Here is a 22,346-nt window from a genome sequence, read left to right on the forward strand (position 1 = left end):
GGGCTGCGCGCGGCTGTGGGAGGCCCCGGAGAACGAGCGCTGCGATCAGTGGTTCCGGGGCCGGGCCGTCACGGGACGGCCCGGCATGGTTCGGCGGACCCCAGCGCCTCACGGACGATCGCGGCGGACGCACGGGCCGCGGCGAGGACCGGGGCCGTGTCGTGGGCCGCGCGGGCGAGCATGAAGGCACCTTCCAGCAGGGCGATCACCGAGCCCGCGGTGTCCCGGGCGGTGTCCACCGCGATGCCCGCAGCGGCGTAGAAGGCGGCTAGGGCCTCGATCCACGAGGCGAAGACGTCCGCCGTCGCGCGACGCAGCGCCTCGTGCGTACTGGCGACCTCCAGGGCCACGGTGGCGATCGGGCACGGGTCGGTGAAGTCCAGTTCCCGCAGGGTCTCGGCCGCGCCCGTGAAGGCGGCAGCGGTGGCGGTTGCCGGATCCGCCCCGTGGTCGGCGAACAGACTGCCGATCAGCTCCAGATAAGCGGCTCCGGAGGTACGGATCACCTCCTCGCCGAGCTGGCCCTTGCCTCCGGGGAAGAAGTGGTACGCCGAGCCGTACGGGGCCCCGGCCTCCGAGACGATCTGCTTCATGCCGGTCGCCGCGTAGCCCTGGCGCCGGAAGAGTTCGGTGGCGGCAGCGACGATCCGCTGCCTGGTGTCGCCGGTGGTCCTCATGCCGGATAGTCTCTCACTAGATCGGTCTATCAAGTAGCGGTCACGGGGAGGCCATACGATGCCGGAAATCGAACTGAGCGCCGGAACCATCGAGTACACCGACACCCGAACAGACACCGGAACGGGGGACGGGCCGGGCGGGACCGTGGTGCTCGTCCACGGGCTCGCTTTCGACGGATCGGTCTGGGACGGCCTCGTGGCGGAGCTGCGCGAAGACTTCCGCGTGGTGGTCCCCGTCCTGCCGCTCGGCAGCCACCGCCACCCGATGCGGCCGACCGCGGATCTGTCGGCACAGGGCGTCGCGGACCTGCTCGCCGAATTCCTGGAGCGGCTGGACCTGCGCGCGGTCACGCTGGTGCAGAACGACGCCGGCACCGCCCAGCTCCTGCCCGGCGTGCGCGACGAGCGCATCGCCCGCCTGGTGCTCACCTCCTGCGAGGCGCTCGACAACTATCCGCCGGGCGTCCAGGGCCGCACGCTCCTGGCCGCGAGCCGGGTGCCGGGCGGCCTGTTCCTGCTCCTCCAGTCCTTCCGGGTGCCCTTCCTGGCATCGATGCGCCGCTCGCTGGGCGGAATGACGGCGCGCGGGATCCCGTACGAGCGGGTGCGCCGCTGGTACGGGCCGCTGCTGACCGACCGGGCCATCCGCCGCGACCTCGCCCGCCTTCTGCGTTCCACGCAGAAGGACACCTATCTGCGGGCCGCCGAACGGTTGCGGCACTTCGACCGGCCGGCGCTGGTGGCCTGGGGCGCGGAGGACCGGATGATGCCGCCCGAGACCGGCCGGCGCCTGGCCGCACTGCTGCCGCGGGGGCGATACGTCGAGATCCCCGGGGCCGGAACGCTGGTACCCATGGACAACCCGTCGGCGCTCGCCCACGAACTGCGCCGGTTCATGAAGGAGGAGGAGATCGCCTGAGAGCGAGAGGCCGGTGTGCTGCCGCCGGTGCGGCCACGAGGACTTCCTGTGAGCCGTGCCACCCGGTTCGGGCCTTGCCCACCGGGGACCACGGGGCAGCCCTTACGCTGTACGGAGCAAGACCGTGCGCGGGCACGAAAAGAGGAAGCACCATGTCCTTCGCTCCCCTCGGCCGGCACAACGGCGAGCACAGCGACTACTGCAACACCAGCCTGTGCTGCCGCTGTCAGCAGCGGAACTGGACGACTCAGCAGGGCAACGAGCGGTTGTGCGGGCTGTGCGCGGCCTGCTGCCGCGAATGCGGCCGGGCGCCCGCGCCGCATCTGGACGGGCTGAACGACGGGATCTGCGTGGACTGCCGCGGCCTGTGCACCCGCTGCCTCAAGCCGCTGCCCGACGGGGGAGTCTGCAACTGCCAGCAGTGGAAGCAGAGCCCGGGCAGCGACCCGATCCGCTTCATCATGCAGGGCTTTCCCCAGCCACTGCTCCAGGCACTCGGGCATCGCGTCCCGCGCACCCTGCACGACATCCTGTACGAGGAGCTCAAGCTCCGGACGGCCGCCCAGCTCCTCGACCGGATCGAAAGGCGCTGGAGCAACCGCTGGTCCCACGCGATCCACGAACGCGACGAGGAGAACCGCCGCCGCTGGGCACCCCAGGAGATCGCCGAGGCCCTCGTAAGCCCCACCAACTGCTCGAACCGGGTCTGCGAGGACGGCTATCTCCTCGCCGACGGAGCGCCCTGCCCGTACTGCCGGCGGCCGGCCCACCGCTTCGTCCCCGCCACCGCCGAGGCGATCTCCACCTCGGAGCACGCACGGGCGACCGCCGCGCAGATCCGGCAGGCGCTCATCAGCAACCGCTCGGCCGGGAAGAAACCGAACCGCCCGGCGCAACCGGGCGCCTGGCCCGCTCCTCCCGCCCGCTGACCCCGCTGACCCCGCTGACCCCGCTGACCCCGCTGACCCCGCGGAGACCAACGGCCACACCGATCGGCTGATCGGTGTGGCCGTTGGTCTCATTGCCCCGCTGGGGGTCAGTGCGCCGGGGTAGCCGGCGACTTCCCGCCGGCGGCGTTCTCCTGCGCGAGCCGCTCCATGCCGCTCTGCGTCTTGAGCGGCTTCTCCTTGATGAACAGCACCGCGATCAGGGCGAGGAACGCGAAGGGTGCTCCGATCAGGAAGACATCCGCGGTCGCGACCCCGTACGCGTGCTCGACGATCTGCCGGGCAGGCTCGGGAAGCGTGGACAGGTCGGGAACGCCGTGTCCGGCGCCCCCGTTGTCCGCCGCCCCGCCGAAGCCCTTCGCCATCTCGCTCGCCACCCGGTGGCTGAGCACGGCGCCCAGCGCGCTCGTGCCGATCGCCCCACCGAGGCTGCGGAAGAACGACAGCACCGAGGTCGCCGCACCCAGCTCCGACGCGGGCACGTCGTTCTGGGCCGCCAGCACCAGGTTCTGCATCAGCATGCCGACGCCCACGCCGAGCACCACCATGTACACACTGAGCAGCCCGAACGAGGATTCCGCGCTGATCGTGGACAGCAGGCCCATGCCCGCGGTCATGATGATGCCGCCCGCGATCAGGAAGCCCTTCCACTTGCCGCGGGCCGAGATGATCTGCCCGGCGACCGTTGTGGAGATCATCAGACCGAGGATCATCGGCAGGCTCATCAGGCCGGCGACGGTCGGCGTCTTGCCGAGCGAGATCTGGAAGTACTGGGAGAGGAACACCGTGCCGCCGAACATGGCCACGCCCACCAGCAGGCTCGCCACGGTCGTCAGCGTCACGGTGCGGTTGCGGAAGATGCCCAGCGGGATGATCGGTTCCTTGACCACGGACTCGACCAGTACCGCGGCAGTCAGCAGGACCACACCGGCGGTGACCAGGACGGCGGTCTGCCACGACGCCCAGTCGAACCGGTTGCCCGCGAGGGTCACCCACAGCAGCAGGGCGCTGACCCCGCTCATGATGAGGACGGCGCCGAGGTAGTCGATCTTCACTTCCCGGCGGACCGTGGGCAGCTTCAGGGTCAGTTGGAGCAGCGCGATCGCGAGCAGCGCGAACGGCACGCCGATGAAGAAGCACCAGCGCCATCCCAGCCAGGAGGTGTCCACGAGCACACCGCCGATGAGCGGTCCCGCGACGGTGCCGACGGCGAACACGGCACCGAAGATGCCCGAGTAGCGGCCGAGTTCACGCGGCGGAATGATCGCCGCCATCACGACCTGGGCGAGCGCCGTGAGACCGCCCGCTCCGATGCCCTGCACCACACGGCTCACGATGAGCAGGCCGACGCTGTGCGAGAAGCCGGCGACCAGCGAGCCGACGATGAACATCGAGAGGGACAGCTGGATGAGCAGCTTCTTGTCGTAGAGGTCGGACAGCTTGCCCCAGATCGGAACGGTCGCAGTCATCGCCAGAAGCTCCGCGGTGACCACCCAGGTGTACGAGGACTGGGTGCCGTGCAGGTCGGCGATGATGCGGGGAAGTGCGTTGGAGACCACGGTGGAGGCCAGGATGGCCACGAACATGCCGGCCATCAGGCCGGACATGGCCTGGAGTATCTGACGACGCGTCATGGCTGGTGCGGCCCCCTCGGGCGCACCGGCCGTGCCGGCTTCGGGTGTGACGGCAGCGCTCATCGGCTGGCGTTCCTCATTCTCTGGTTTCTCGGTCGAACGGCCCCGGGCGGGGCCTTCGGATGTGCCTCAGTCGTTCAGACCGGCGGCCAGCGAGGCGAAAGCCTCGCGATAGATGCTCTGGAACGTGCGAGTACGGCCGGAGGCCACCCAGAGCTCCACGGCGGCGCGCACGGCGGCGATCGTCGCGAGCGCGAGCAGCCGGGGGCGGAGATCGGTATCGGGGTCCCGGCCGAGGCGCTCGGCCACGGCGGCGACCAGCGCGCGTTCGTCCGCGCCCTGGGCGGCCAGGAATCCGGACAGCAGTGCAGGACTCTTCCTGAGCACGGCCATCTGGAGCTCCCAGCGTTCGTGGTCCTCCTCGATGTGGGCGAGCTCCTGGCCGACCGCCTCGCGCAGGGCGTTGAGTGCCGTGAGTTCCTCCGGTGCGTTGAGCACCGCGCGACGGGTCCGCTCGGCGTTGTCGTGGTTCGGGCGGGTGATCGCGTCCTCGAGGCACGGGAAGTAGTTGAAGAAGGTGCGCACGGAGACGCCGACCGCATCGGTGACCGCTTCCACGGTCACGTTCTCGATCCCGCGGTCCGCGGCCATGCGCAGCGCCGCGTCCGCGAGTGCGTCGCGTGTCGCGCGCTTCTTGCGCTCGCGCAGCCCGAGAGCCGTGTCGTCGGCGCTGTCGGCATTGTCGGCGCTCATGAAGTGCATGCTATGCAAGTTTGCGTGCTGCGCAAAATTATTCTCGGGCGTTCGCACCCCCGGCCGTGTGCCCGCCAGGGGCGGGATCGGGGTGGTACGGCGAAAGTCCGGTGCCCACGGCCGACCGAATGATCCTCTACTGTGTCGCCTCATGACACTCCTGGTCATCGGCGGCAGTGGTTTCCTGGGTACCGAGCTGGTCCGCCGGGCGGTGGCGGCGGGGTACACGACGGCCGCGACCTTCGCGACCGGCGCCGGCGGCACCGCGGAGGCCACCTGGCACGCCCTCGACCTGCGCGCCCCCGATCGCGTCGAAGCGGTCGTGGCCGAGGTGGGACCGCGCGTGATCATCAACGCGACGAGCAGCAGATCCGACTGGACGGTCACGGCGGAGGGTCCTGTCCGGCTGGCAATGACCGCGGCGAAGTACGGCAGCCGCCTGATCCATGTATCGAGCGACGCGGTCTTCTCCGGTACCCGCGTCCACTACGACGAATCCTGCCTCCCCGACCCTCTTACTCCTTACGGTGCGGCGAAAGCAGCGGCGGAGACGGGCGTCCGCCTCCTGCACGCCGATGCCGTCATTGCCCGTACCTCACTGATCATCGGCGACGGCCGACGTTCCGAGCACGTACGCGCGGTGCACGGCCTCGCGGCCGGGACCCGCGACGGAGTCCTGTTCACCGACGACATCCGATGCCCGGTGCATGTCACCGACCTGGCCGCCGCCCTGCTGGAACTCGCCTACGACGACTCGAAGGGCGTTCACCATCTGGCGGGAACCGACGCCGTGAGCCGTCACGAGCTCGGCATCCTCATCGCCCGGCGCGACGGGCTCGACGCCTCCCGCCTGCCCGCGGGTCTGCGGGCCGAAAGCGCACTTCCCGGGGGACTCGACATCCGCCTCGACAGCCGTACCACCCAGCGGAGGCTGCAAACGACACTGCGCGGTGCCCGCCGGTTCCTCGCCGTGGCGGCTTGAGGCAGACGGACGGGGGACGTCCCCGGGGGCGTCCCCGCCGCCCGGGAGTGTCCCCTGCGCTCATCCCGCCCCGGAATCCGCTCAGGGGGTCTCGTGCGCCGAGGCCGGGTACACCACCCCGTCCGCGGAGAGCAGTTCGTCGAGCCGCTCGGTGAGGTCCTGGGCGAGCAGCGGTCCGCCGTCCGCCGAGCGGATGCCCGGGGTCTCACCCGTCAGCACCCGCCCCACGCGGCCGCGTCCCGCGCTCAGCACCTCGCCCGTGACCGGTACGTCATCCGCGAGGAGCGCGGCCACGACCGGCGCGACCGCCTCGGGCGGCGCCTGCTCCCGCATCCGCTCCAGCACCTCCGCCGGCACGCCCTCGGTCGCCGCCGACATCCGTGACCAGGCCACCGGAGCCACCGCATTGACACGGATACCGTGGGGGGCGCCCTCGGCGGCCAGCGTCCGCGTCAGCCCCACGATCCCCGCCTTGAGCAGGGAGTACGCGGCGTTCCCGGCCATTCCGTACAGACCGGCCGCCGAGGTGACCAGGACGACCCGGCCCCGTCCGCTCTCCGTGAATCGGGGCCAGGCGGCCCGTACCAGCCGCCAGGCGCCGAGGGAGTGAATGGCCGTCATCCGCTCCAGCAGCGCCTCGTCGATGTCGGTGAAGTCCAGCCCGGGCCGGTAGATCCCGGCGTTCGCCACGATCCCGTCGACGGAGCCGAACTCGGCGCACGCCAGATCGATCAGGGACTGCGTCCCCTCGATACCGCTCGCGTCCGCGGTGCTCGCGACCGCCGTCTGGCCCGCCGCCCGGATCTCCTCGACGACCTGCGCCGCCGGGCCCGAGTCCTCGCTCCCGGTGCCGTCCGTCGCCGTTCCCAGGTCGTTGACGACGACATGGGCGCCGCGCGCGGCGAGGTCCAGGGCATAGGCCCGGCCGAGTCCGCGGCCCGCGCCCGTGACGACGACGGAGCGCCCGTCCAGCCTCAGCGTGTCCCGCCTCACGCCGACACCTCCGTACCCAGCGCGAAGCCCTGGTAGCCGGACCGGGCCACTTCCTCGCACCGCTCCCGATAGTTGTTGAGCCCGCCCGCGTACGGCATGAACACCCGTGCCTTTCCTTCCACGTTGGCGCCCACGTACCAGGAGTCGGCACGCGGGTAGAGCGTCGTGTCGGCGACCTCGTTGACATGGGCGACCCAGGAGTCCTGTGCCTCCGGCCGCGCCTCGATCCGCTCCACACCGTCCTCGCGCAGCTGCCGCAGGCAGTCCACGATCCATTCGACGTGCTGCTCGACCGCCCGCACCATGTTGACCAGCACCGAGGGGCTGCCGGGCCCGGTGACCGTGAGCAGGTTGGGGAAGCCGGCCACCGAGAGACCCAGGTAGCTGCGCGGTCCCGAGGCCCACTGTTCCTTCAGGGCCCGGCCGCCCGTCCCGCGGATGTCGATGCGGGTGAGCGGACCGGTCATGGCGTCGTAGCCGGTGGCCAGCACCAGGACATCGGCCGGGTACGTGCCGGCTTCGGTGCGGATGCCGTCCTCGGTGATCTCCACGAGCGGTTCGGCCCGCAGGTCGACGAGATCGACGTTCTCGCGGTTGTACGTGGAGAAGTAGCCCGTGTCGACGCAGATGCGTTTGGTGCCGATGGGGTAGTCCACCGGGACGAGCTTGCGTGCCGTCTCCGGGTCGTCCACGGCGTCCCGGATCTTCTCGCGGACGAACTCGGCGAGGTGGTCATTGGCCTTCCCGTCCGTGAGTATGTCGTTGAAGACCGACATGATCTCGGTCCCGCCGATGGCCCACTTGCGCTCGAAGGCGGACCGGCGCTCCTCCTCGCCCACGTCGAGGGCCGAACGGCCGGTGGAGGCGATGTAGAAGCCGGAGAATCCCGTACGGGCATAAGTGCGCAGCTCCTCCAGCTCCGTCTTGGCCCGCCAGCTCTCGCGGCCCGAAAGCGGCCGGTTGCGGGCCGGCAGGCTGTAGTTGGGGGTTCGCTGAAAGACAGTCAAGTGAGCTGAATTCGAAGCGAGTTCGGGTACGGCCTGGATGCCGGAGGAGCCCGTTCCGATGACGGCGACGCGCTTGCCGGCGAGGTCCACGCCCTCGTGCGGCCAGCGGCCGGTGTGGTGCACCTCGCCGCCGAACGTGCCGAGACCGGGCAGGTCGGGGATGCGGGATGCGGACAGGCAGCCCACGGCGGTGACGAGGAACCGTGCCCTGGCGCGGCGGCCGGTATCGGTGGTCAGGAGCCATGTCCTGCCCTCCTCCTCCCAGACGGCCGAGACCACCCGCGTCTCGAAGGAGATCATCGGCCGCAGGTCGAAGCGGTCCGCGACGTGTCCGGCGTAGCGCAGGATCTCGGGCTGGGTGGCGAAGCGCTCGGACCAGTCCCACTCGGCGTGCAGCTCGGCGGAGAACGAGTAGCAGTAGTCCAGGCTCTCGACGTCGCAGCGGGCTCCGGGATAGCGGTTCCAGTACCACGTGCCGCCGACGTCGTCGCCCGTCTCGAAGGCGTGGCAGCTGAACCCGTGCGCGCGCAGCTGGTGCAGGGCGTAGAGGCCGCCGAACCCGGCGCCGACGACGAGTGCGTCGTACTCCGGAACGGTGGTTGCTGAGTCGGTCATGTGCGGCTCCTTGAGTGGGGGGAGGGAGTGGGTTCCTTCAGGCGTTTCTTCAGACGGCGAGGCCGCGACGCAGCGCGTCCAGCGCGCCCTCGGTCATGCGGCGGGTCACGGCCGTGTCCGGCACGAAGCCGGCCGCGCCGTGGAAGGTGCCGGGAAACAGGTGCAGTTCGGTGGGGACACCGGCCTGTACGAGGCGCTGGGCGTAGTCGAGTCCCTCGTCGCGCAGTGGGTCGAGGTCGCTCACGGCGACGTACGCGGGCGGCAGCCCCGACAAGTCCTCGGCGCGGGCGGGCGCGGCATAGGCGGGCACCGGGGCGGCGGGGTCGCGGTCGGCCCCGAGGTAGGCCCGCCAGCTGTGCACGGCGTTGGTGCGGTTCCACACCGGCGTGTCGGTGAACTCCCGCATGGAGGGGGTGTCCAGGCGGTCGTCCAGCTCCGGTATGTCGAGCAGCTGGAAACACAACGCCGGTCCACCGCGGTCCCTGGCCAGCAGGGCGAGCGCGGCGGCGAGACCGCCCCCGGCGCTCATCCCGGCGACGGCGATCCGGGCCGGGTCCACCCCCAGGCCGTCGGCGTTCGCCGCCAGCCAATCCAGGGCCGCGTAACAGTCTTCGGTGGCGGCAGGATAGGGGTGCTCGGGGGCCAGCCGGTATCGCACGGAGACGACGACGGCGCCGAGTTCGGCCGCCCATCGCGCGGCGAGGGCCCGGTCCCCGTCACCCTCCTCCAGGATGAACCCGCCGCCGTGCACATAGAGCACGGCCGGCAGCCCGGTACCGGACCCCGCCGGACGGAAGACCGACATGGGAACCTCGGGGGCGCCAGGGGCCCCCACTACGCGGTGCTCGCTCGACTCGACGCCCTCGGGGAGGACGAAGGGCGGCGCGGCGGCACCCATCGCCTCGACGGTGGCCCGCGCGGCGGCGGCGTCACCGACATCGAGGGCGGGCAGCAGGGCCAGCCACGGGGCGAGTTCGGGATCGACGGGCAGGGGAAGGGGCACGGGGGCCTCCGGCGGACGGCACGGAGCGGCACCGGACGGAACAGGACCGCCCGGGAGAACCGCTGCTGACGTCGCCAGTCTGTGTCCGCGGCCCCGACCGGGTCATGAGCCGGGTGGCGCGCGATCCGCCCCCGTCCGCGCCGGTTGGCGGCTTGCGCCTAGCGGGCGGAGGGGACAGGGTGCGACTCGTCCGGCGGGCGGGGGAGAGGGGCCCCGCCCATTCGACAACGTCCCTCGCTCCACCTGTCGCGCGTCCCGCCCGCGCCACCGGCTCCGTGCGCGCATTCGCCGCTACGCCGGGTTGTCCCGCAGGCGCCGCAGGGCCAGGGCGAGCGCCAGCCGGAAGCGGCCCACCGTCTCGCCCAGCCCGTAACCGAGCGCCGCCTCCGCCCGCGCGACCCGCACCGCCACCGAGTTGTGGTGCAGGTGCAACTCCCGCGCCGCCGCGCGCAGCGAACCCGCCTGCACCAGGACCTCGAGTGTGGTCAGCATCTCCGTGCCGCTGCCCGGCTCCGCCGCGAGCGCGTCCAGGACGTCCAGGTCGCCTATGCCGGCGATGGCCGGGCCGGACAGTTCCCTCGCCAGCACCTCGAAGGCGCCGAGCGAGGAGTGGTAGATCGCGGGCTCCTCCGCGACCGGGGCCAGCCCCACATCCGAGCGCGACGTCCCCGCGAACCGCAGCGCCCGCACCGCACCCTCCCAGGAGCGCGGCGCCTCGGTCGCGGTGACCTCGGGACCCACCCCGATCCGGAAGCCCGCCGGGGCGAGCAGCCGCTCGGGCAGCGGGCCCACCACGGCCACCGCGTGCACCGAGCCGAGAGCGGCCGTCCGGCGGCGGCCCGCCGGGGCGGGAGGGAGCCGTTCGAGGACCGGCGCCATCCCCTGCGGGCCCCGCCCACCGTCGACGGCCAGGACGGTGAGCGGGCCCGAGGGCGCGAAACCCAGCAGCCGCAGCGCGCGCGCCCGCTCGGGCAGCGGCGCGGTGGAGCTGATGACGGTCTCCAGCAGCGCAGGGTCGAGCGGTACGGCCTCGCTGCCGCGACGGCTCAGCACGGTGTCGCAGGCCAGCGCCAGCCGCTCCAGGAGCAGCTCGTCGAAGGGCTGCGGTCCACCCTCGCGTGCCAGCCAGGCGTACTGCCCGTCGCGCAGCTCCCGTACCGCCGCGCCCGGGGGAGACCCGCCTGGCCGGGTCCTGCCGTCCGGCCCGGCCGTCAGACCGTCGCAACCGGGCCCGGACAGCCCGACCGGACACTCGGCGACCCGGGCCGCCATCCCCAGTACCCCGTCGAGGCCGAGCCGCTGCTCGACGAGGGTGTCGAAGAAGCCAATGAGCCGCATGGCGCTCTCCGCCCCGGCATTGAGCCCGGCCAGCCGCAGCACGAGACCCCGCATGTACCCACTCCGATCTCCCCCGTCGCAGAGTGCTGTGATCTTGGGACGAGTGTCGTCCACCGCGGCGGAGTGGGGAAGAGGTGCGGCCGCGGTGGGTGGCCACGAGGTGATGCCGACGGCGCCCGGCCGGGAGTGGGGCGGCGGAGTCCGCGAGCGACCTGGCTCGGCTCCCGATCCCGGGCTCGCGCGGGGGGCGTCGGCGTTTCGGCCAACGTCGCTCCGAGCCGCCTCCGTACCCGGCAACGGTCGGTGCATCCCGCACGCTCCGTTTCTCGCTCTGCCGTACGGAATCCACCTCGGCTCAAATACATGTGTTCGAAGAATCCGGCCCGGTCGTTGAGCTCCATGACATGCCCAAGCGACCTACCAGGGAGCTCACTTGACCTCGACCGAGACAGGAAAGCAGCAGTTCACGACAGCATCGCCGCCGCCACCGCAACTGCCACCACCGCCTCCGGCGGAGTTCAGCTACAGCGGGCAGTACGCGGTCAACCCGCTCGCCGAGGTCTCCTTCCGGAAGATGTGCGGGCAGATCCCGACGGTCCTGCACCGGATCGCCCGGCTGTCGTGGCGTACCGACCGCAATGCGGTGCGGCTGCTGATCGGGTGCCAATTGCTGACGGGCCTGTCCGCGGCCGTCCTTCTGACGGCGACGGCACGGGCGATGAAACCCGTCCTCGGGACCGGCGCCGTGGCCGAACGGCTGCGCGACGCCCTGCCGGCGCTCCTTCTCGTGGCCGTCGCGGCCGCCCTCGCCCGGGCGGCGGGCGCGACGGCCACGTACGCCGAGAGGCGCATCACCCCGAGGCTGACCACCGAGACGGACACCGCCCTGGTCGAGGCGGTCTGCCGGGTCGAGGCCGCGGCCTACTCGGAGCACGGCTTCGCCGACCGCCAGGAGGCCGCGGAGATGGGCGTGCTGCGCACCCAGGTGATGGTCACCGATGCCCAGAGGCTCATGTCCGCCCTGATCCGCATGGTCACCGCCGGCGGCGTCCTGTCCGTACTGAACCCGGCGATGCTGCCGCTGCTGCTCCTCGCCGTCCTGCCCGCCGGGATCGGAGCCGTCCTGACCGCGCGCGTGGACTACGAGATCCACTACGCCAACGTCGCCGACCGCAATGTGCGGGGCATGATGCGCTGGTGGTCCACCACGCCCAAGTACGGTGACGAGGTACGCGCCAACGGAATGACCGACTACCTGCTGTTCTGGTACCGGTCACTGTCCGAACGGTGCGACCGGCGGACCCTGGCCGCCGCCCCGCGCACCCTGCGCATCGCCCTGCTCTCCTCACTGGCCGGCGGTGCGTTCCTCGTCCTCACCTGGGCCGTACTGGCCTGGCTCGCCGTGACCGGCCGGATCGGGCTCGCGATCGCCGCGACCGCGGTCCTGGCCGTGCAGACCACGCTGGCTTCCCTGTCGCAGGTCGTCATCAACGGGGCCGCGGTCTTCCACACCAGCCTCTACCTCGGCGACATGCAGGCATTCCTCGACGCCGCCGCCGCGCGGGCGCCCAGGCGAGGGGATCGCGCCGTCACCGGTCCGGTCGACGAGATCCGGCTCGACGAAGTCGTCTATCAGTACCCGGGGAAGGAGAAACCGGCCGTCGCTGGCGTCTCCCTGACACTGAGGCGCGGCCAGATCCTCGCGATCGTCGGCACGAACGGCTCGGGGAAGTCGACCCTGACCCGGCTGCTCACCGGAATCAACCTGCCCGACAAGGGCAGAGTGACCTGGAACGGAGCGGATCTCGCCGAGGTCGACCCGGCCTCCGTCTGGCGCCGCACGGGGCTGGTCCCGCAGATCTTCGCCCAGTGGCCGCTGCGGGTGCGGGAGAACATCACCCTCGGCCAGCCCCGCACCGCCGACGACGGACCCGTGTGGGAGGCGGTCGACGCGGTCGGAATGCGTGAGGCGGTCGAGGAACTGCCGGAGCGTCTGGACACCCTCCTCGCCCGCGAGCTCTTCGGCGGCGCGGAGCTGTCCGGCGGACAGTGGCAGCGGCTGGCCTGTTCCCGCGCGCTGTACCGTCGGCCGTCGCTGCTGATCCTGGACGAGCCCACCTCGCAGATGGACCCACGCGGTGAGCACGGCATCTTCGAGCGGATCAAGGCCATCGCCGGCGACCGCATCACGGTCGTGGTCACCCACCGGCTGGAGAACACCAGGATCGCCGACCACATCGTCGTGATGGAGCACGGCCGCATCACCGAACAGGGCCGGTACGAGGACCTGGTCCACGCGGCAGGCACCTTCGCCGAACTCCTGGAGCTGTCGCAGGACCGCTGACCGGTCGTCCGACCGTCCGGCCGTGAACCGTACGCGGGATCACACCGCGTGATCCGCGGCCAGTTCCACCACCGCATGACCGAGCAGGGGGCGGACCCACTCACCGTCGCGGGCGACGCCGAGAACGCCCCCCAGAAAGGCCATCCGGAGATCGCCGGCCGGCGTCTCCCAGCGGAACGGGACGCGCGAGAGATGTGAGGGGAAGTCCTCCTCCACGGTGGCCCCCGGGCCGAACGACTTCTTGGGAACGGGGCCGTCGTCGGTGTACCGGTGGGCGAAGAAGGTGGTGATCCAGCCCGTCACACGATCGCCGCCGGAGGCAGACTCCCACTTGTACAGCGAACGCCAGAACTCCCGGTCCGCTCCCCATCCCGAGGCCGTCGCGCAGATCGCGTCCAGCACGGGGTGCAGGGCCTTGAACCACAGACGCAGACCCTCGAACCACCCTTCCAGTTCACGTACGCGGGCGGCCAGAAGCCGCCAGTCCCGGCCCGAGCCCTCCAGCCTGATCCGGGGGATTCCGCAGAGCGAGACCCACTGGAAGCGGTAGTACGGGCTGACCACGTCCATCAGCGCCACCAGCGCGGCCGTGGCGTCACCAGGAGTGGTGGTGGAGAACGTGGGCTGGAACAGATCGGCCACGTCGTCGCCGATCCGGGCCCGCAGCGGCTGCTTGACCAGGTTGATCGAGCGCTCCCAGTCCAGCGCCGCCAGGTCGTCGCGAACGGTGATGAGCTGCTGCTTTCCCGGTGTTTCGGTGAAGACCCCCTCGTACGTACGGGAGTTGAGGCGGATGTGTACGGCCGTCTCGTGCACGACGGCGTACCAGAGCAGGTCGGGGGACAGGCTCAGGGGCAAGTGGGCCGTGAAGCATAGGTGGATGGCGCGCAACAGGAGGCTGGAGGCGGGCTCAACGGCCTCCGGGGCGGTCGTCGGCCAACCGACGAGCCGGTCGGTGCTGCGGTGGTGGAAGCGTGCCGTACCGGGCAGCGCCGCACGGAGGAAGCGTTCGTTCCCCAGCTCGGTGAGCTCGGCAGCGAGCCGGGCGGCATGGGCATCGGAATCGGCATCAGCACCGGCGTTCTCGCCGAGCGGCAGGTCTATCTCGACAGCCATCCCGATCCCCGATCCCCAGCAGCATTCTTCAGCAGCACCGGCCGGCCGCGGCAGCCGCGATCAGCCGCGGCGGTACGACCGGCCGCGATTCTAACGAGCGGCTCCGGGGAGCATGGCGCGCCGCCCGGGGGCCGCGGAGGACTGCATGCTCATGCCGCCGTCGACGACGAGGAGCTGGCCGGTGAGGTATCGGGACTCGTCGGAGGCGAGGAACACCATGGCGTGGCCGATGTCCTCGGGAGAGCCCAGGTACGGGAGTGCGTTGCCCTTCCGCAGCGCTTCGACGACGTACTCGGGGAGGTTGTTCTCCAGAGCGGGGGTCATGGCCGCACCGGGGGCGATGGCGTTGCAGCGCACGTTCTGCGGCCCGTACTGGACGGCGATCGACTTCGTGATGCTGACCACCGCGGCCTTGACGGCACCGTAGGAGGTCTGCAGGACATCGCCGACGAGCGCGGCGACGGATGCCGTGTTGATGACGGATCCGCCACCGGCGCGGATCACGTGGGGCACCGCGTGCCGGGCACCCAGCAGGGTGCTGCGCATATTGAGGGCGACGGCCCGGTCGAACTCGTCCATGTCCATGCGGAGCAGGTCCAGGTCCTTGCGCGGGTTCGTTCCGCCGACGTGGTTGCACAGGACGTGCAGGCCGTCGAACTCACTGATGGCCGCGGCGACCATGTCGGCGACCGAGCCCTCGTCGGTGACGTCCACGGTGACCGGCAGCGCCCGTCCGCCCGCCGCCTCGATGATTTCGGCGGTCTCCTCGGCGCCCTGGGTGTTGAAGTCGGCGACCACGACACGGGCCCCTTGCAGGCTCATCAGTTCGGCGGCGGACCTTCCGATACCGCTGCCCGCGCCGGTGATGACCGCGACCTTGTCCTTGAGGCGATCCATGATCATGTCCTTCCGTGTATGGCTGTGCGGCTGCGCAGGGCTGCTCGATGGGCACCATGCACATAATATGCAAGATGCATATTATGTGCACAATGAACAAACATGGTCCGTCGTGCGCCGTGGGGGCAGCAGTGACAGGGCTTGACATGCGCGATGATGAGTGGGAACCCACGGTGGAAGAGGACCAGGCACATGAGCGAGCAAGAGCACCGGCTGAGCGATCTGGAGCGGGAGCTGACCTTGCTGTCCCGGCATTTCATCGCCGCGCGGGGTCCCCGCATCGGCCAGAGCCTGGAACGCTCGGCCTATGTCCTGCTCACCCGGCTGGAAGTCGGTGAACCGCTCACGCTCAAGGAACTGGCCCACACCTTCCAGGTCGACGTCTCCACCATCAATCGCCAGGTCAGCGCGATGCTCCGGAACGGCCTGGTGGAACGCATCCCCGATCCCGACGGAGGGATGGCCCGCAAATTCCGTCCCACCGCACTCGGTCTGGAACGCCTGGAGAAGGATCGCGCCATCAGCAGAGCGGGCACCACGCGCCTCATCGAGGCGTCCGGGTGGACGGGCGAGCGAACCGCGCAATTCCTCACCCTGCTGGTGGAGTTCAACCAGAGCATCGAACAGCTCGAAGGGCTCACCTGGTCCCGCACGGGCCGGTCCGACATCCCCTCGGCCACGGACTGACCGGACAGAAAACCGAACGCCCGCCCCATCCGGACCAGTTGCGATGGACGGATTCACCGGTTCGGGTATTCGCCCGCCGGAGCAGCCACGGTCGGGCAGGGTTGTCGACAGGCCGGCCGGGCCAGTGAGCGGAGCGGCACTTCGGGTGCGCCGTCCGGGCCGGCCGTTCGAGACTCACCGGAGTTCCGGTGGGGGAGGAGTCCGGCATGTGGGAGACCGAAGAGTTCGGCGACGAGCACGAGGGCCGACCTGCCGGCCGACGGCACCGAGCCGGGCCCGGTGTACTTCGACACCGGAAGCGGGCCGACGGTGCACCGGAGCACTGACTGGTACGTGTACGACGGCACGCTCGGCGCTCCGGTCGCCACCGAGCTGCGCGGCGCGTGTTCGTGCGGCTGGCGCGGCACACCTCGCTACCTGCTCGACTGGGAAGCCGTCGAGCGGCGGAATCCGTACCCGTACGACACCAGCGGCCCGGAAGGCGACTGGGACGCCCACATCAACGACGTACAGGCGCGCACCGTTTCCCTGCCGGTGGACCTCACCGCCCTCCTCGACCAGGTCGAGACACGTCTCACCGCCCTGATCACCGACGAACCACTGGCCGCGATCCGGGCCGCCGCCACCTTGGAACGCATGACCCAGCGCGTCGCGGAGGATGCCGTGTACAGCCTCGACACCGCGGACGGGCCGGAGTGGGACACCGTCGCCCAGGCGCTCGGCGTCAGCCGCCGGGGCGCACGCTCCCGCCTGACCCGCTACGTCCTCCGTCGCTGAGCGGCTCGCGAAAGCGGTTACCGGCCGAGGCGGTTGCCTGCCTGCCGCAGGCAGCCGTCCCGACGCCGACCGCGCGCTCCCGAAACGTCCGCCAAGGTCGTCCTCGGCAGGTCGGGCTCCGGCTGCTCAGCGCTCGCGGCCGGTCTGCAGGTCCTTCTCGAGGAGCGTGAACGACTTGGGAACACCGCCCGGCTGCGGCTTGCCCGCCTTGTGGCCGACGATCCGGTAGCCGTCCTTCACGTAATAGGAGCTCAGACGAGCATTCCCGGCCAGACAGTCCAGACGGACGAACGCCCGTCCCGCCGCGGCCACCCGCTGCTCCACAGCTCGTAGCAGCAGCCGCCCGGTACCCGGACGGGCGCTGCTGCGGTCCACCATCAACCGGTGCACATAGCCGGCCACGGGCGGTTGCGGCCCCCAGGCATCCTCGTCCGTCCACCACAACTCCCAGGCCCCGGCCACCCGGCCGTCGGTCTCGGCGATCCAGACTTCACCACCGGCCATGACCCGGCGGAAATGCTCCTCGTCCAGCTCGCCGGGCTGCCACTGGTTGTTGATGCCCTGGGCGAGCATCCAGCGAGCGGCGTCGTCGCGCAGACGAACGAGAGCGGGGAGGTCGGTGTCACCGGCGAGCCGGAAGCGCAGATCGTTCATCCCGCAATCCTCGCACCGGCCGCGGACGAGGCCGACTGGTGGATCGTTCAGTGGAGTTCGGAGAACGGCGACGACCTCCAGGGCTGGGCCGCGGGCGACCCCGGCCGTGATCCGCCGTACAGGCCCTAGCGGAATTCGTGGACGAGTTGGATCTCGCCGACGATATGGGCGTTGAATTCGTCGAGTTCCTCGGCCGGCACCCACAACTCGAGGATCGTCCGCCCGCCGGCCTGCTGGACGGGGTAGCGGCGCAGGAACTCGGACTCGACCTCGAAACGCGTGACGAACCCGGCTCCGTCGTGCTTCACATTCCAGTCCCGGGCGATCCGGATCGCGTAGTCCTCGTTGAGAACCGGGTAGAAGATGGGCTGCTCGGGAAGGCGGGGCGGCCACGCACGCCAGTTCAGCTCCCGGACCAGATCCAGCTCCTTGGGGCCGGTCGGGCGCCACAAGGTCGTCGTTGCATGCCGGCTGATCATGGGAATCGCTCTCTGAGGGTCGGCGGCCGCCGGAACGGCTGGTCGTGCGACCGGACGATACCGGCACGCCAAGTCGGACTGCCACGTCGTTTCCGCACGACGCACGACGCACGACGCACGGCATATGGCGAATGGCGCGCGACGCGTGATGCATGCCCACCGAGTCCGACTTCACGCTCCGGCAAATGGAGTAAGCGTCGCTGGGCCGCGCTCACGATGATCAATAACCTGACGCCCGGCGCGTGACCTCGCGTCCGTCGGACAGAGAAGGCGAGCGACTCCCAGTGGAACTCCCGATGTTGCAGCGCATGGTTTGTATCACCGCGGCGGCCGCCCTGCTGACGACGCTCGGCACCGCCTCGGCCGGTGCGGACGGCAGTGAATGGCAGAAGGTCGGTGGTGACGCCCGCAGCGGAGTCAGCGGTCTCGCGTACGAGGGCCGTACCGCGGACGGAGAAGGGGTGTACGCGCTGGTTGTGCACGACAACAAGCGGTCCGGGGAGCGGCGCCTGTCCCGGATCACCCACCGGGAGGGATCCGACGACGTCTCCCCGATCATCTGGGACGGGCCGGAACCCGTCGACCTGGAGGCCGTCGAGGCCATCCCAGGGATGCCCGGGGAGTACCTGGCGCTCGCCAGCCGTGGCATCGTCTACCGGCTGAAGGTCACCGGCTCCACAGCGGAAGTTGTCGACTACACGCCACTGCCCGGGATCGGCGAGGGCGATGACTTCGAGAGCTTCGCGCTTGTCGCTCAGAACGGGAAACTTGCCGCCCTGTGGGCCGACCGGGGAGCCGGTGCGGCTCGTCCCGCCACGCTGAACGCCTCGCGGTTGTCGTTCGCCCCGTGGGGGCAGCCGCAGTTCGGTGCCGTGACGCGCCGGTCCTACGTGGCGGCGTACCCGACCGGGGAGGGGACTCGGCACATCTCCGATATCTCGGTGACCGGTTCCGGCCGGATCATCGTGAGCTCGGCGGCGGACGCCGGTGATGACGGCCCGTTCGACTCCGCGGTGAGTGACGCGGGCCGGGTGACCGTGTCGGCCACCGGCCGGGTACAGGTCAGGCTTGCGGCGAATCCGACGGTGCTGGGGACCTTCCCGCGGTACAAGATCGAGGCGGTGGAATGTCTGCCCGGCTCCTCCGACACACTTCTGGGTACCGACGACGAGAACCTCGGCGGCTATGTGCGAACCATGCCGTTCTGCGGAGCCTGACTCCGGAGCGATGCGCAGCTCGCCCCTGAACGTGTAGCTGATGGCCGACTTCGCGCATGAGCTGGCCGTCACCGATACCGCCGACCGGTCACGTGACCAGGCGCAGCCAGGCCGCCGCGAGTGCGGCGTGACCGGCCGGTGTCGGGTGTACACCGTCCGCGGCCCAGTACTCCGGGCCGTTCGGCGCGGCGAGCCCGGCGAACATGCCGTCGGCGGCGAGCAGATGGGCGTCGTACGCGCCGGCCAGCTTGCGCACGGCCTGGATCTTCGGGTCCAGGTCGGTGCGCCACTGCCGCCGCTCCTCCTCCCCGATGAGTGCGGCACCGGCCTCGATGACACCGTTGATCGGCAGGAGGAATGGCTCGATGAGGACCAGTTGCGTGCCCGCCTCGGCGAGGGGCGCGAGCAGGCGGTCGTAGCCCGCTTCGAACTCCTCCGCCGAGATCACGTACCCCCTTCGGGTCCAGTGTGTGCCAGCCCATGTCGTTGACCCCGACGAGGATCGACACCACGTCCGGGCGCGCGTCGAGTACGTCGGTCTTCCAGCGGGCTTCGAGGTCCCGCACCTTGTCGCCCGCGTTCGCGGTGTTCAGCCAGGTCACGGGCCGGTCCGGGTACCGGAGTCCCCACTCGCCCACGACGCGCAGCGGGTAGCCGTATCCGAAACCGTCTTCGCTCTCCCGCCGTTGGCAGTCGGTGATCGAATCGCCGGTGAACATCACGGTGCTTCCCGGCCGGACAGTGATCGACATGTGGGCTCCTTGGACTCGGGCGAGCCGAACTCGGTTGAGGAGAGGAAAGGCAGGACCTCTCGAAAGGTGCCAGGCCCCGTCGACATCGGACCGACAGCCCTCCGACGCACCGCCGACACCACGCCTCCATGGCGGGGAACCTTCTGCGTTCTGCCCACGCGGGCCGGATCGACAAGACGATGAAGGAGGAAGATCGACAACGCCCCGTCGACTGCGGCCAAGGAATCCGACTCGCCGAGACCGGGGCGAGCTCCGGCCCACCCCAAGGTCGAAGCCACAGGACGTACGTCCACAAGCCGGGCTGGGCCAGAGATGTACCTGCAATCGAGCAGTTACGCGCTGGGGGTTCTGCGGGCGTAGGTGAGGAACGCTGCCCCGGACTTCAGAACAGTGTGGTCGGTGATTTCCCAGGTGCGGGGGTCGAACACCGCCTTGTGGGAGAAGAGCGGAATTCCTGAGCCGATGGTCATGGGGCTCAGTTTGATGATCAGCGCGTCTATCTCGGAATACAGAGCTCCGGCCAGCTCGGCACCGCCGACCAGCCAGATGTCCTTGCCGTTCTGCTGCTTCAACTCCCGTACCGTCGCGACCGGATCGTCGGCAATCAGTTCCACGTCCGGGTCCGGGCTCTCGGTCAGCGTCCTGGAGAACACCAGATGGCGCAGGTGCGGGTAGGCATTCGTCAGCCCGGCCTTGAGGCCGATCTCGTAGGAGCGCCGACCTTCGAGGACGGTGTCGAAATGCGTGCCGTCTGCCGTGATGGAGAGCGAGGCACGCGCCGGGGCAGGGAGCGTTTCCGGGTACTCGGCGACGAGGTGCTGGATGTAGTCCTCGGGGATCGGCCAGAATCCGTCCGGACCGGTGGGGTCGGAATTATCTGGTCCTGCGATGAAACCGTCGAGAGTGGATGCGATGTAGTACACAAGCTTGCGCACGGACGACCTTCCGTTGATCGATTGGCAGTGGCGATCGGCAATCGGTGTGCAGTGGACCGAGCCGTACAGCCAAGTGCCTGGAGTCCCATGATCACTACGTGCCTGTCACGGAGCAAGGGCTGCCCGAGACCGGCGCCCCGTGCCTGCCCTCCATACGTAAACCCCTAGGGAGTCCCTGTAGGGCCGGCCCTACGCGGATCGGGCGGTTGGCCTCATGTTCTTGCGAACCCGTCAACAGACAAGATCCACACATGACTTCACATCGCTTCCGCACCTCGCCCCGATTGCTGGTAGGCGTGGCTGCGGCCCTCCTCGGCAGCGGGGCGGCCCTGGCCGCGCCGACCTCGGCGGTGGCCTCTGCCGTAGACACACGGACCCGGCCCACTGCGACCCCGCCGACCTCGATCGCCGATTCCTCCACCCGGACGGCAGAATCCGGAGCCGTAGTCTCCTTCCGCCGGTCAGCTGATCTGACGACGCAACAGGTAGCCGCGGAGCTGCAAGGAAAGATCGACTCCTCCCGGGTCCGATACGGAGTGACGGCCTATCAGATCGTGTACCGCACCACGAACAGCGCGGGCGAGCCGACCACGGCGAGTCAGCTTCTCGTGTTGCCCAAGACCTTCGACCGCCATCTGCCGACCGTCTCCTGGCTGCACGGCACCATCGCCTACCGCAAGGACGTCGCCTCGGAGGACCCCGCCTCCGACGACAGGCTGGCGGCGTACTTGTTCGCGTCGACCGGACGCGCGGTCTCGGCGCCCGACTACGTGGGCCTCGGCGCGGGCGAGGGCTTCCACCCGTACGGCGATCCACGGGCCACCGTCGCCGCCGCCGTCGACGGGCTGCGCGCGGCACGTACCTTCGCCCATCGAGACGGCCGGAAACTCGACCGCACGGTCCACGTCAGCGGGTTCTCGCAAGGCGGGCCCGCGACCATGCTCGTCGGCCGGGCCCTCCAGGAGGGAGCCGACCGGTACTTCCGGCTCGGGGCGGTCGCCCCGGTCGCCGGTCCGTTCCATCTGTCTGCTTTCGAAGCGGCTGCGGCGGACGACAGGATCGCCAAGTCCGGCCTCTATCTCGCCTACTTCGCGACTGCGTGGAACAAGACCTACGGCCTCTACGGCTCGCCGAGCGAAGTCTTCCGCGCACCCTACGACCGGATCGTGGAGGGGCTCTTCGACGGTGATCACACGACAGAGGAGATCGCCGGTGCGCTCCCGCCCGCGTCCAAGGACCTGTTCACCGAAGACTTCCTGGACAGGATCCGCAGACCCAGCGGTGTCCTCAAGCACCGGCTGCACGCGCTGGACACCACTTGTGACTGGAAGCCGAACGTACCCGTGAGCCTCTTCCACGCCCGCGGCGACCAGGACGTCGATTACTCCCACTCCGAGTACTGTGCACAACAGCTGAGGGACAACGGCGCCGACTACCGACTCACGGACGTCGGTGACTACGACCACAGCAACTCGGTGAGGCAGGCCCTGCCACGGATCGTCCGCTTCTTCGACGAGACGACTGACGTCGACTGAGACGGCCGCGTCCGACCCCTCGCCGGGGCCGCCCCGGCGAAGACGTTGAACGGCCTCTTCGACATGGGGGAGAGGCCCTTCGCGC

At 70.2% G+C, this 22,346-nt stretch carries 21 protein-coding genes and 1 pseudogene; 8 read left to right on the plus strand and 14 right to left on the minus strand.

Going from position 1 to position 22,346, the window contains the following annotated elements:
- Positions 1-68: 68 nt before the first annotated feature.
- Entirely contained in the window at positions 69-677 is a 609-nt protein-coding gene (locus tag OG842_RS37140) for a TetR/AcrR family transcriptional regulator (RefSeq protein ID WP_266734536.1), read from the minus strand.
- Between the two features lie 58 nt (positions 678-735).
- Here OG842_RS37140 and OG842_RS37145 point away from each other — a divergent pair, with 58 nt between their 5' ends.
- The gene (locus OG842_RS37145) at positions 736-1,596 is read left to right on the plus strand and encodes an alpha/beta fold hydrolase (protein WP_266734535.1); all 861 of its coding nucleotides are present in this window, start codon (positions 736-738) and stop codon (positions 1,594-1,596) included.
- 152 nt (positions 1,597-1,748) lie between these two features.
- Positions 1,749-2,525, plus strand: a complete 777-nt coding sequence (locus OG842_RS37150; protein ID WP_266734534.1) for a hypothetical protein — start codon at positions 1,749-1,751, stop codon at positions 2,523-2,525.
- A 107-nt stretch (positions 2,526-2,632) separates the two neighbouring features.
- On the opposite strand, the gene OG842_RS37155 is transcribed toward OG842_RS37150, so the two are convergent.
- Positions 2,633-4,240 carry an MDR family MFS transporter gene (locus OG842_RS37155; protein WP_266734533.1) on the minus strand — a complete coding sequence of 536 codons (1,608 nt, stop codon included), beginning with the start codon at positions 4,238-4,240 and terminating at the stop codon, positions 2,633-2,635.
- Between the two features lie 66 nt (positions 4,241-4,306).
- Entirely contained in the window at positions 4,307-4,939 is a 633-nt protein-coding gene (locus tag OG842_RS37160; RefSeq protein WP_401876179.1) for an acyl-CoA-like ligand-binding transcription factor, read from the minus strand.
- 142 nt (positions 4,940-5,081) lie between these two features.
- On the opposite strand from OG842_RS37160, the gene OG842_RS37165 reads away from it, so the two are divergent.
- Entirely contained in the window at positions 5,082-5,912 is an 831-nt protein-coding gene (locus OG842_RS37165) for an SDR family oxidoreductase (RefSeq protein WP_266734531.1), read from the plus strand.
- A gap of 81 nt (positions 5,913-5,993) precedes the next feature.
- On the opposite strand, the gene OG842_RS37170 is transcribed toward OG842_RS37165, so the two are convergent.
- The 4 genes from OG842_RS37170 to OG842_RS37185 form a co-directional block, all read right to left on the minus strand.
- Positions 5,994-6,905: an SDR family NAD(P)-dependent oxidoreductase gene (locus OG842_RS37170; RefSeq protein ID WP_266734530.1), complete on the minus strand. Its 912-nt coding sequence runs from the start codon at positions 6,903-6,905 to the stop codon at positions 5,994-5,996.
- On the minus strand, positions 6,902-8,527 hold the full coding sequence (locus OG842_RS37175; protein WP_266734529.1) for a flavin-containing monooxygenase: 1,626 nt from the start codon (positions 8,525-8,527) through the stop codon (positions 6,902-6,904). The genes OG842_RS37170 and OG842_RS37175 overlap by 4 nt, the downstream gene beginning before the upstream one ends.
- Positions 8,528-8,576: 49 nt before the next feature.
- Positions 8,577-9,530: an alpha/beta hydrolase gene (locus tag OG842_RS37180; RefSeq protein WP_266734528.1), complete on the minus strand. Its 954-nt coding sequence runs from the start codon at positions 9,528-9,530 to the stop codon at positions 8,577-8,579.
- Between the two features lie 291 nt (positions 9,531-9,821).
- Positions 9,822-10,922 carry a helix-turn-helix domain-containing protein gene (locus OG842_RS37185; protein ID WP_266734527.1) on the minus strand — a complete coding sequence of 367 codons (1,101 nt, stop codon included), beginning with the start codon at positions 10,920-10,922 and terminating at the stop codon, positions 9,822-9,824.
- 379 nt (positions 10,923-11,301) lie between these two features.
- Between OG842_RS37185 and OG842_RS37190 the strand changes: the two genes are divergently transcribed.
- Positions 11,302-13,212 carry an ATP-binding cassette domain-containing protein gene (locus tag OG842_RS37190; RefSeq protein ID WP_401876181.1) on the plus strand — a complete coding sequence of 637 codons (1,911 nt, stop codon included), beginning with the start codon at positions 11,302-11,304 and terminating at the stop codon, positions 13,210-13,212.
- A gap of 39 nt (positions 13,213-13,251) precedes the next feature.
- On the opposite strand, the gene OG842_RS37195 is transcribed toward OG842_RS37190, so the two are convergent.
- Together OG842_RS37195 and OG842_RS37200 are read right to left on the minus strand one after the other, a co-directional pair.
- Positions 13,252-14,328, minus strand: coding sequence for a DUF4419 domain-containing protein (locus tag OG842_RS37195; RefSeq protein WP_266734526.1), 1,077 nt, complete (start codon positions 14,326-14,328; stop codon positions 13,252-13,254).
- A 90-nt stretch (positions 14,329-14,418) separates the two neighbouring features.
- A complete protein-coding gene (locus OG842_RS37200; protein WP_266737245.1) occupies positions 14,419-15,225 on the minus strand; it encodes an SDR family NAD(P)-dependent oxidoreductase in 807 nt (268 codons plus the stop codon).
- A gap of 192 nt (positions 15,226-15,417) precedes the next feature.
- On the opposite strand from OG842_RS37200, the gene OG842_RS37205 reads away from it, so the two are divergent.
- Together OG842_RS37205 and OG842_RS37210 are read left to right on the plus strand one after the other, a co-directional pair.
- Positions 15,418-15,912 (plus strand): MarR family winged helix-turn-helix transcriptional regulator, encoded by a 495-nt coding sequence (locus tag OG842_RS37205; protein WP_266734525.1) that lies wholly within the window; start codon positions 15,418-15,420, stop codon positions 15,910-15,912.
- A 309-nt stretch (positions 15,913-16,221) separates the two neighbouring features.
- Positions 16,222-16,689 (plus strand): hypothetical protein, encoded by a 468-nt coding sequence (locus OG842_RS37210; protein ID WP_266734524.1) that lies wholly within the window; start codon positions 16,222-16,224, stop codon positions 16,687-16,689.
- A 126-nt stretch (positions 16,690-16,815) separates the two neighbouring features.
- Here the strand turns inward: OG842_RS37210 and OG842_RS37215 are convergent, their stop codons facing one another.
- Positions 16,816-17,343: a GNAT family N-acetyltransferase gene (locus OG842_RS37215; RefSeq protein WP_266734523.1), complete on the minus strand. Its 528-nt coding sequence runs from the start codon at positions 17,341-17,343 to the stop codon at positions 16,816-16,818.
- A 125-nt stretch (positions 17,344-17,468) separates the two neighbouring features.
- Positions 17,469-17,822, minus strand: a complete 354-nt coding sequence (locus OG842_RS37220) for a hypothetical protein (RefSeq protein WP_266734522.1) — start codon at positions 17,820-17,822, stop codon at positions 17,469-17,471.
- A 308-nt stretch (positions 17,823-18,130) separates the two neighbouring features.
- Here OG842_RS37220 and OG842_RS37225 point away from each other — a divergent pair, with 308 nt between their 5' ends.
- Entirely contained in the window at positions 18,131-19,039 is a 909-nt protein-coding gene (locus OG842_RS37225; protein WP_266734521.1) for a hypothetical protein, read from the plus strand.
- A gap of 88 nt (positions 19,040-19,127) precedes the next feature.
- Here OG842_RS37225 and OG842_RS37230 read toward each other — a convergent pair whose 3' ends face one another.
- The 3 genes and pseudogenes from OG842_RS37230 to OG842_RS37240 all read right to left on the minus strand — a co-directional run bounded on the left by OG842_RS37230 (position 19,128) and on the right by OG842_RS37240 (position 20,726).
- The gene (locus OG842_RS37230) at positions 19,128-19,487 is read right to left on the minus strand and encodes an SGNH/GDSL hydrolase family protein (protein WP_266737402.1); all 360 of its coding nucleotides are present in this window, start codon (positions 19,485-19,487) and stop codon (positions 19,128-19,130) included.
- 52 nt (positions 19,488-19,539) lie between these two features.
- A pseudogene (locus OG842_RS37235) lies at positions 19,540-19,791 on the minus strand (GDSL family lipase); the annotation flags it as partial.
- A 332-nt stretch (positions 19,792-20,123) separates the two neighbouring features.
- A complete protein-coding gene (locus OG842_RS37240) occupies positions 20,124-20,726 on the minus strand; it encodes a dihydrofolate reductase family protein (protein ID WP_266734520.1) in 603 nt (200 codons plus the stop codon).
- Positions 20,727-20,977: 251 nt separating this feature from the next.
- On the opposite strand from OG842_RS37240, the gene OG842_RS37245 reads away from it, so the two are divergent.
- Positions 20,978-22,261 carry an alpha/beta hydrolase family protein gene (locus OG842_RS37245; protein ID WP_266734519.1) on the plus strand — a complete coding sequence of 428 codons (1,284 nt, stop codon included), beginning with the start codon at positions 20,978-20,980 and terminating at the stop codon, positions 22,259-22,261.
- Positions 22,262-22,346 lie beyond the last annotated feature (85 nt).

It is taken from the genome of Streptomyces sp. NBC_00376 (assembly GCF_036077095.1).
Taxonomy (GTDB): domain Bacteria; phylum Actinomycetota; class Actinomycetes; order Streptomycetales; family Streptomycetaceae; genus Streptomyces.

What these genes read in the sequence shown, in the direction of transcription:
- OG842_RS37225 (WP_266734521.1), top strand. Translation starts at nt 18,131, where the DNA reads ATGGTTTGTATCACCGCGGCGGCCGCCCTGCTGACGACGCTCGGCACC.
- OG842_RS37185 (WP_266734527.1), bottom strand. Translation starts at nt 10,922, where the DNA reads ATGCGGGGTCTCGTGCTGCGGCTGGCCGGGCTCAATGCCGGGGCGGAG.
- OG842_RS37160 (WP_401876179.1), bottom strand. Translation starts at nt 4,939, where the DNA reads ATGCACTTCATGAGCGCCGACAATGCCGACAGCGCCGACGACACGGCT.
- OG842_RS37155 (WP_266734533.1), bottom strand. Translation starts at nt 4,240, where the DNA reads ATGAGCGCTGCCGTCACACCCGAAGCCGGCACGGCCGGTGCGCCCGAG.
- OG842_RS37150 (WP_266734534.1), top strand. Translation starts at nt 1,749, where the DNA reads ATGTCCTTCGCTCCCCTCGGCCGGCACAACGGCGAGCACAGCGACTAC.
- OG842_RS37205 (WP_266734525.1), top strand. Translation starts at nt 15,418, where the DNA reads ATGAGCGAGCAAGAGCACCGGCTGAGCGATCTGGAGCGGGAGCTGACC.
- OG842_RS37165 (WP_266734531.1), top strand. Translation starts at nt 5,082, where the DNA reads ATGACACTCCTGGTCATCGGCGGCAGTGGTTTCCTGGGTACCGAGCTG.
- OG842_RS37175 (WP_266734529.1), bottom strand. Translation starts at nt 8,527, where the DNA reads ATGACCGACTCAGCAACCACCGTTCCGGAGTACGACGCACTCGTCGTC.
- OG842_RS37245 (WP_266734519.1), top strand. Translation starts at nt 20,978, where the DNA reads ATGACTTCACATCGCTTCCGCACCTCGCCCCGATTGCTGGTAGGCGTG.
- OG842_RS37220 (WP_266734522.1), bottom strand. Translation starts at nt 17,822, where the DNA reads ATGATCAGCCGGCATGCAACGACGACCTTGTGGCGCCCGACCGGCCCC.
- OG842_RS37200 (WP_266737245.1), bottom strand. Translation starts at nt 15,225, where the DNA reads ATGGATCGCCTCAAGGACAAGGTCGCGGTCATCACCGGCGCGGGCAGC.
- OG842_RS37140 (WP_266734536.1), bottom strand. Translation starts at nt 677, where the DNA reads ATGAGGACCACCGGCGACACCAGGCAGCGGATCGTCGCTGCCGCCACC.
- OG842_RS37195 (WP_266734526.1), bottom strand. Translation starts at nt 14,328, where the DNA reads ATGGCTGTCGAGATAGACCTGCCGCTCGGCGAGAACGCCGGTGCTGAT.
- OG842_RS37145 (WP_266734535.1), top strand. Translation starts at nt 736, where the DNA reads ATGCCGGAAATCGAACTGAGCGCCGGAACCATCGAGTACACCGACACC.
- OG842_RS37215 (WP_266734523.1), bottom strand. Translation starts at nt 17,343, where the DNA reads ATGAACGATCTGCGCTTCCGGCTCGCCGGTGACACCGACCTCCCCGCT.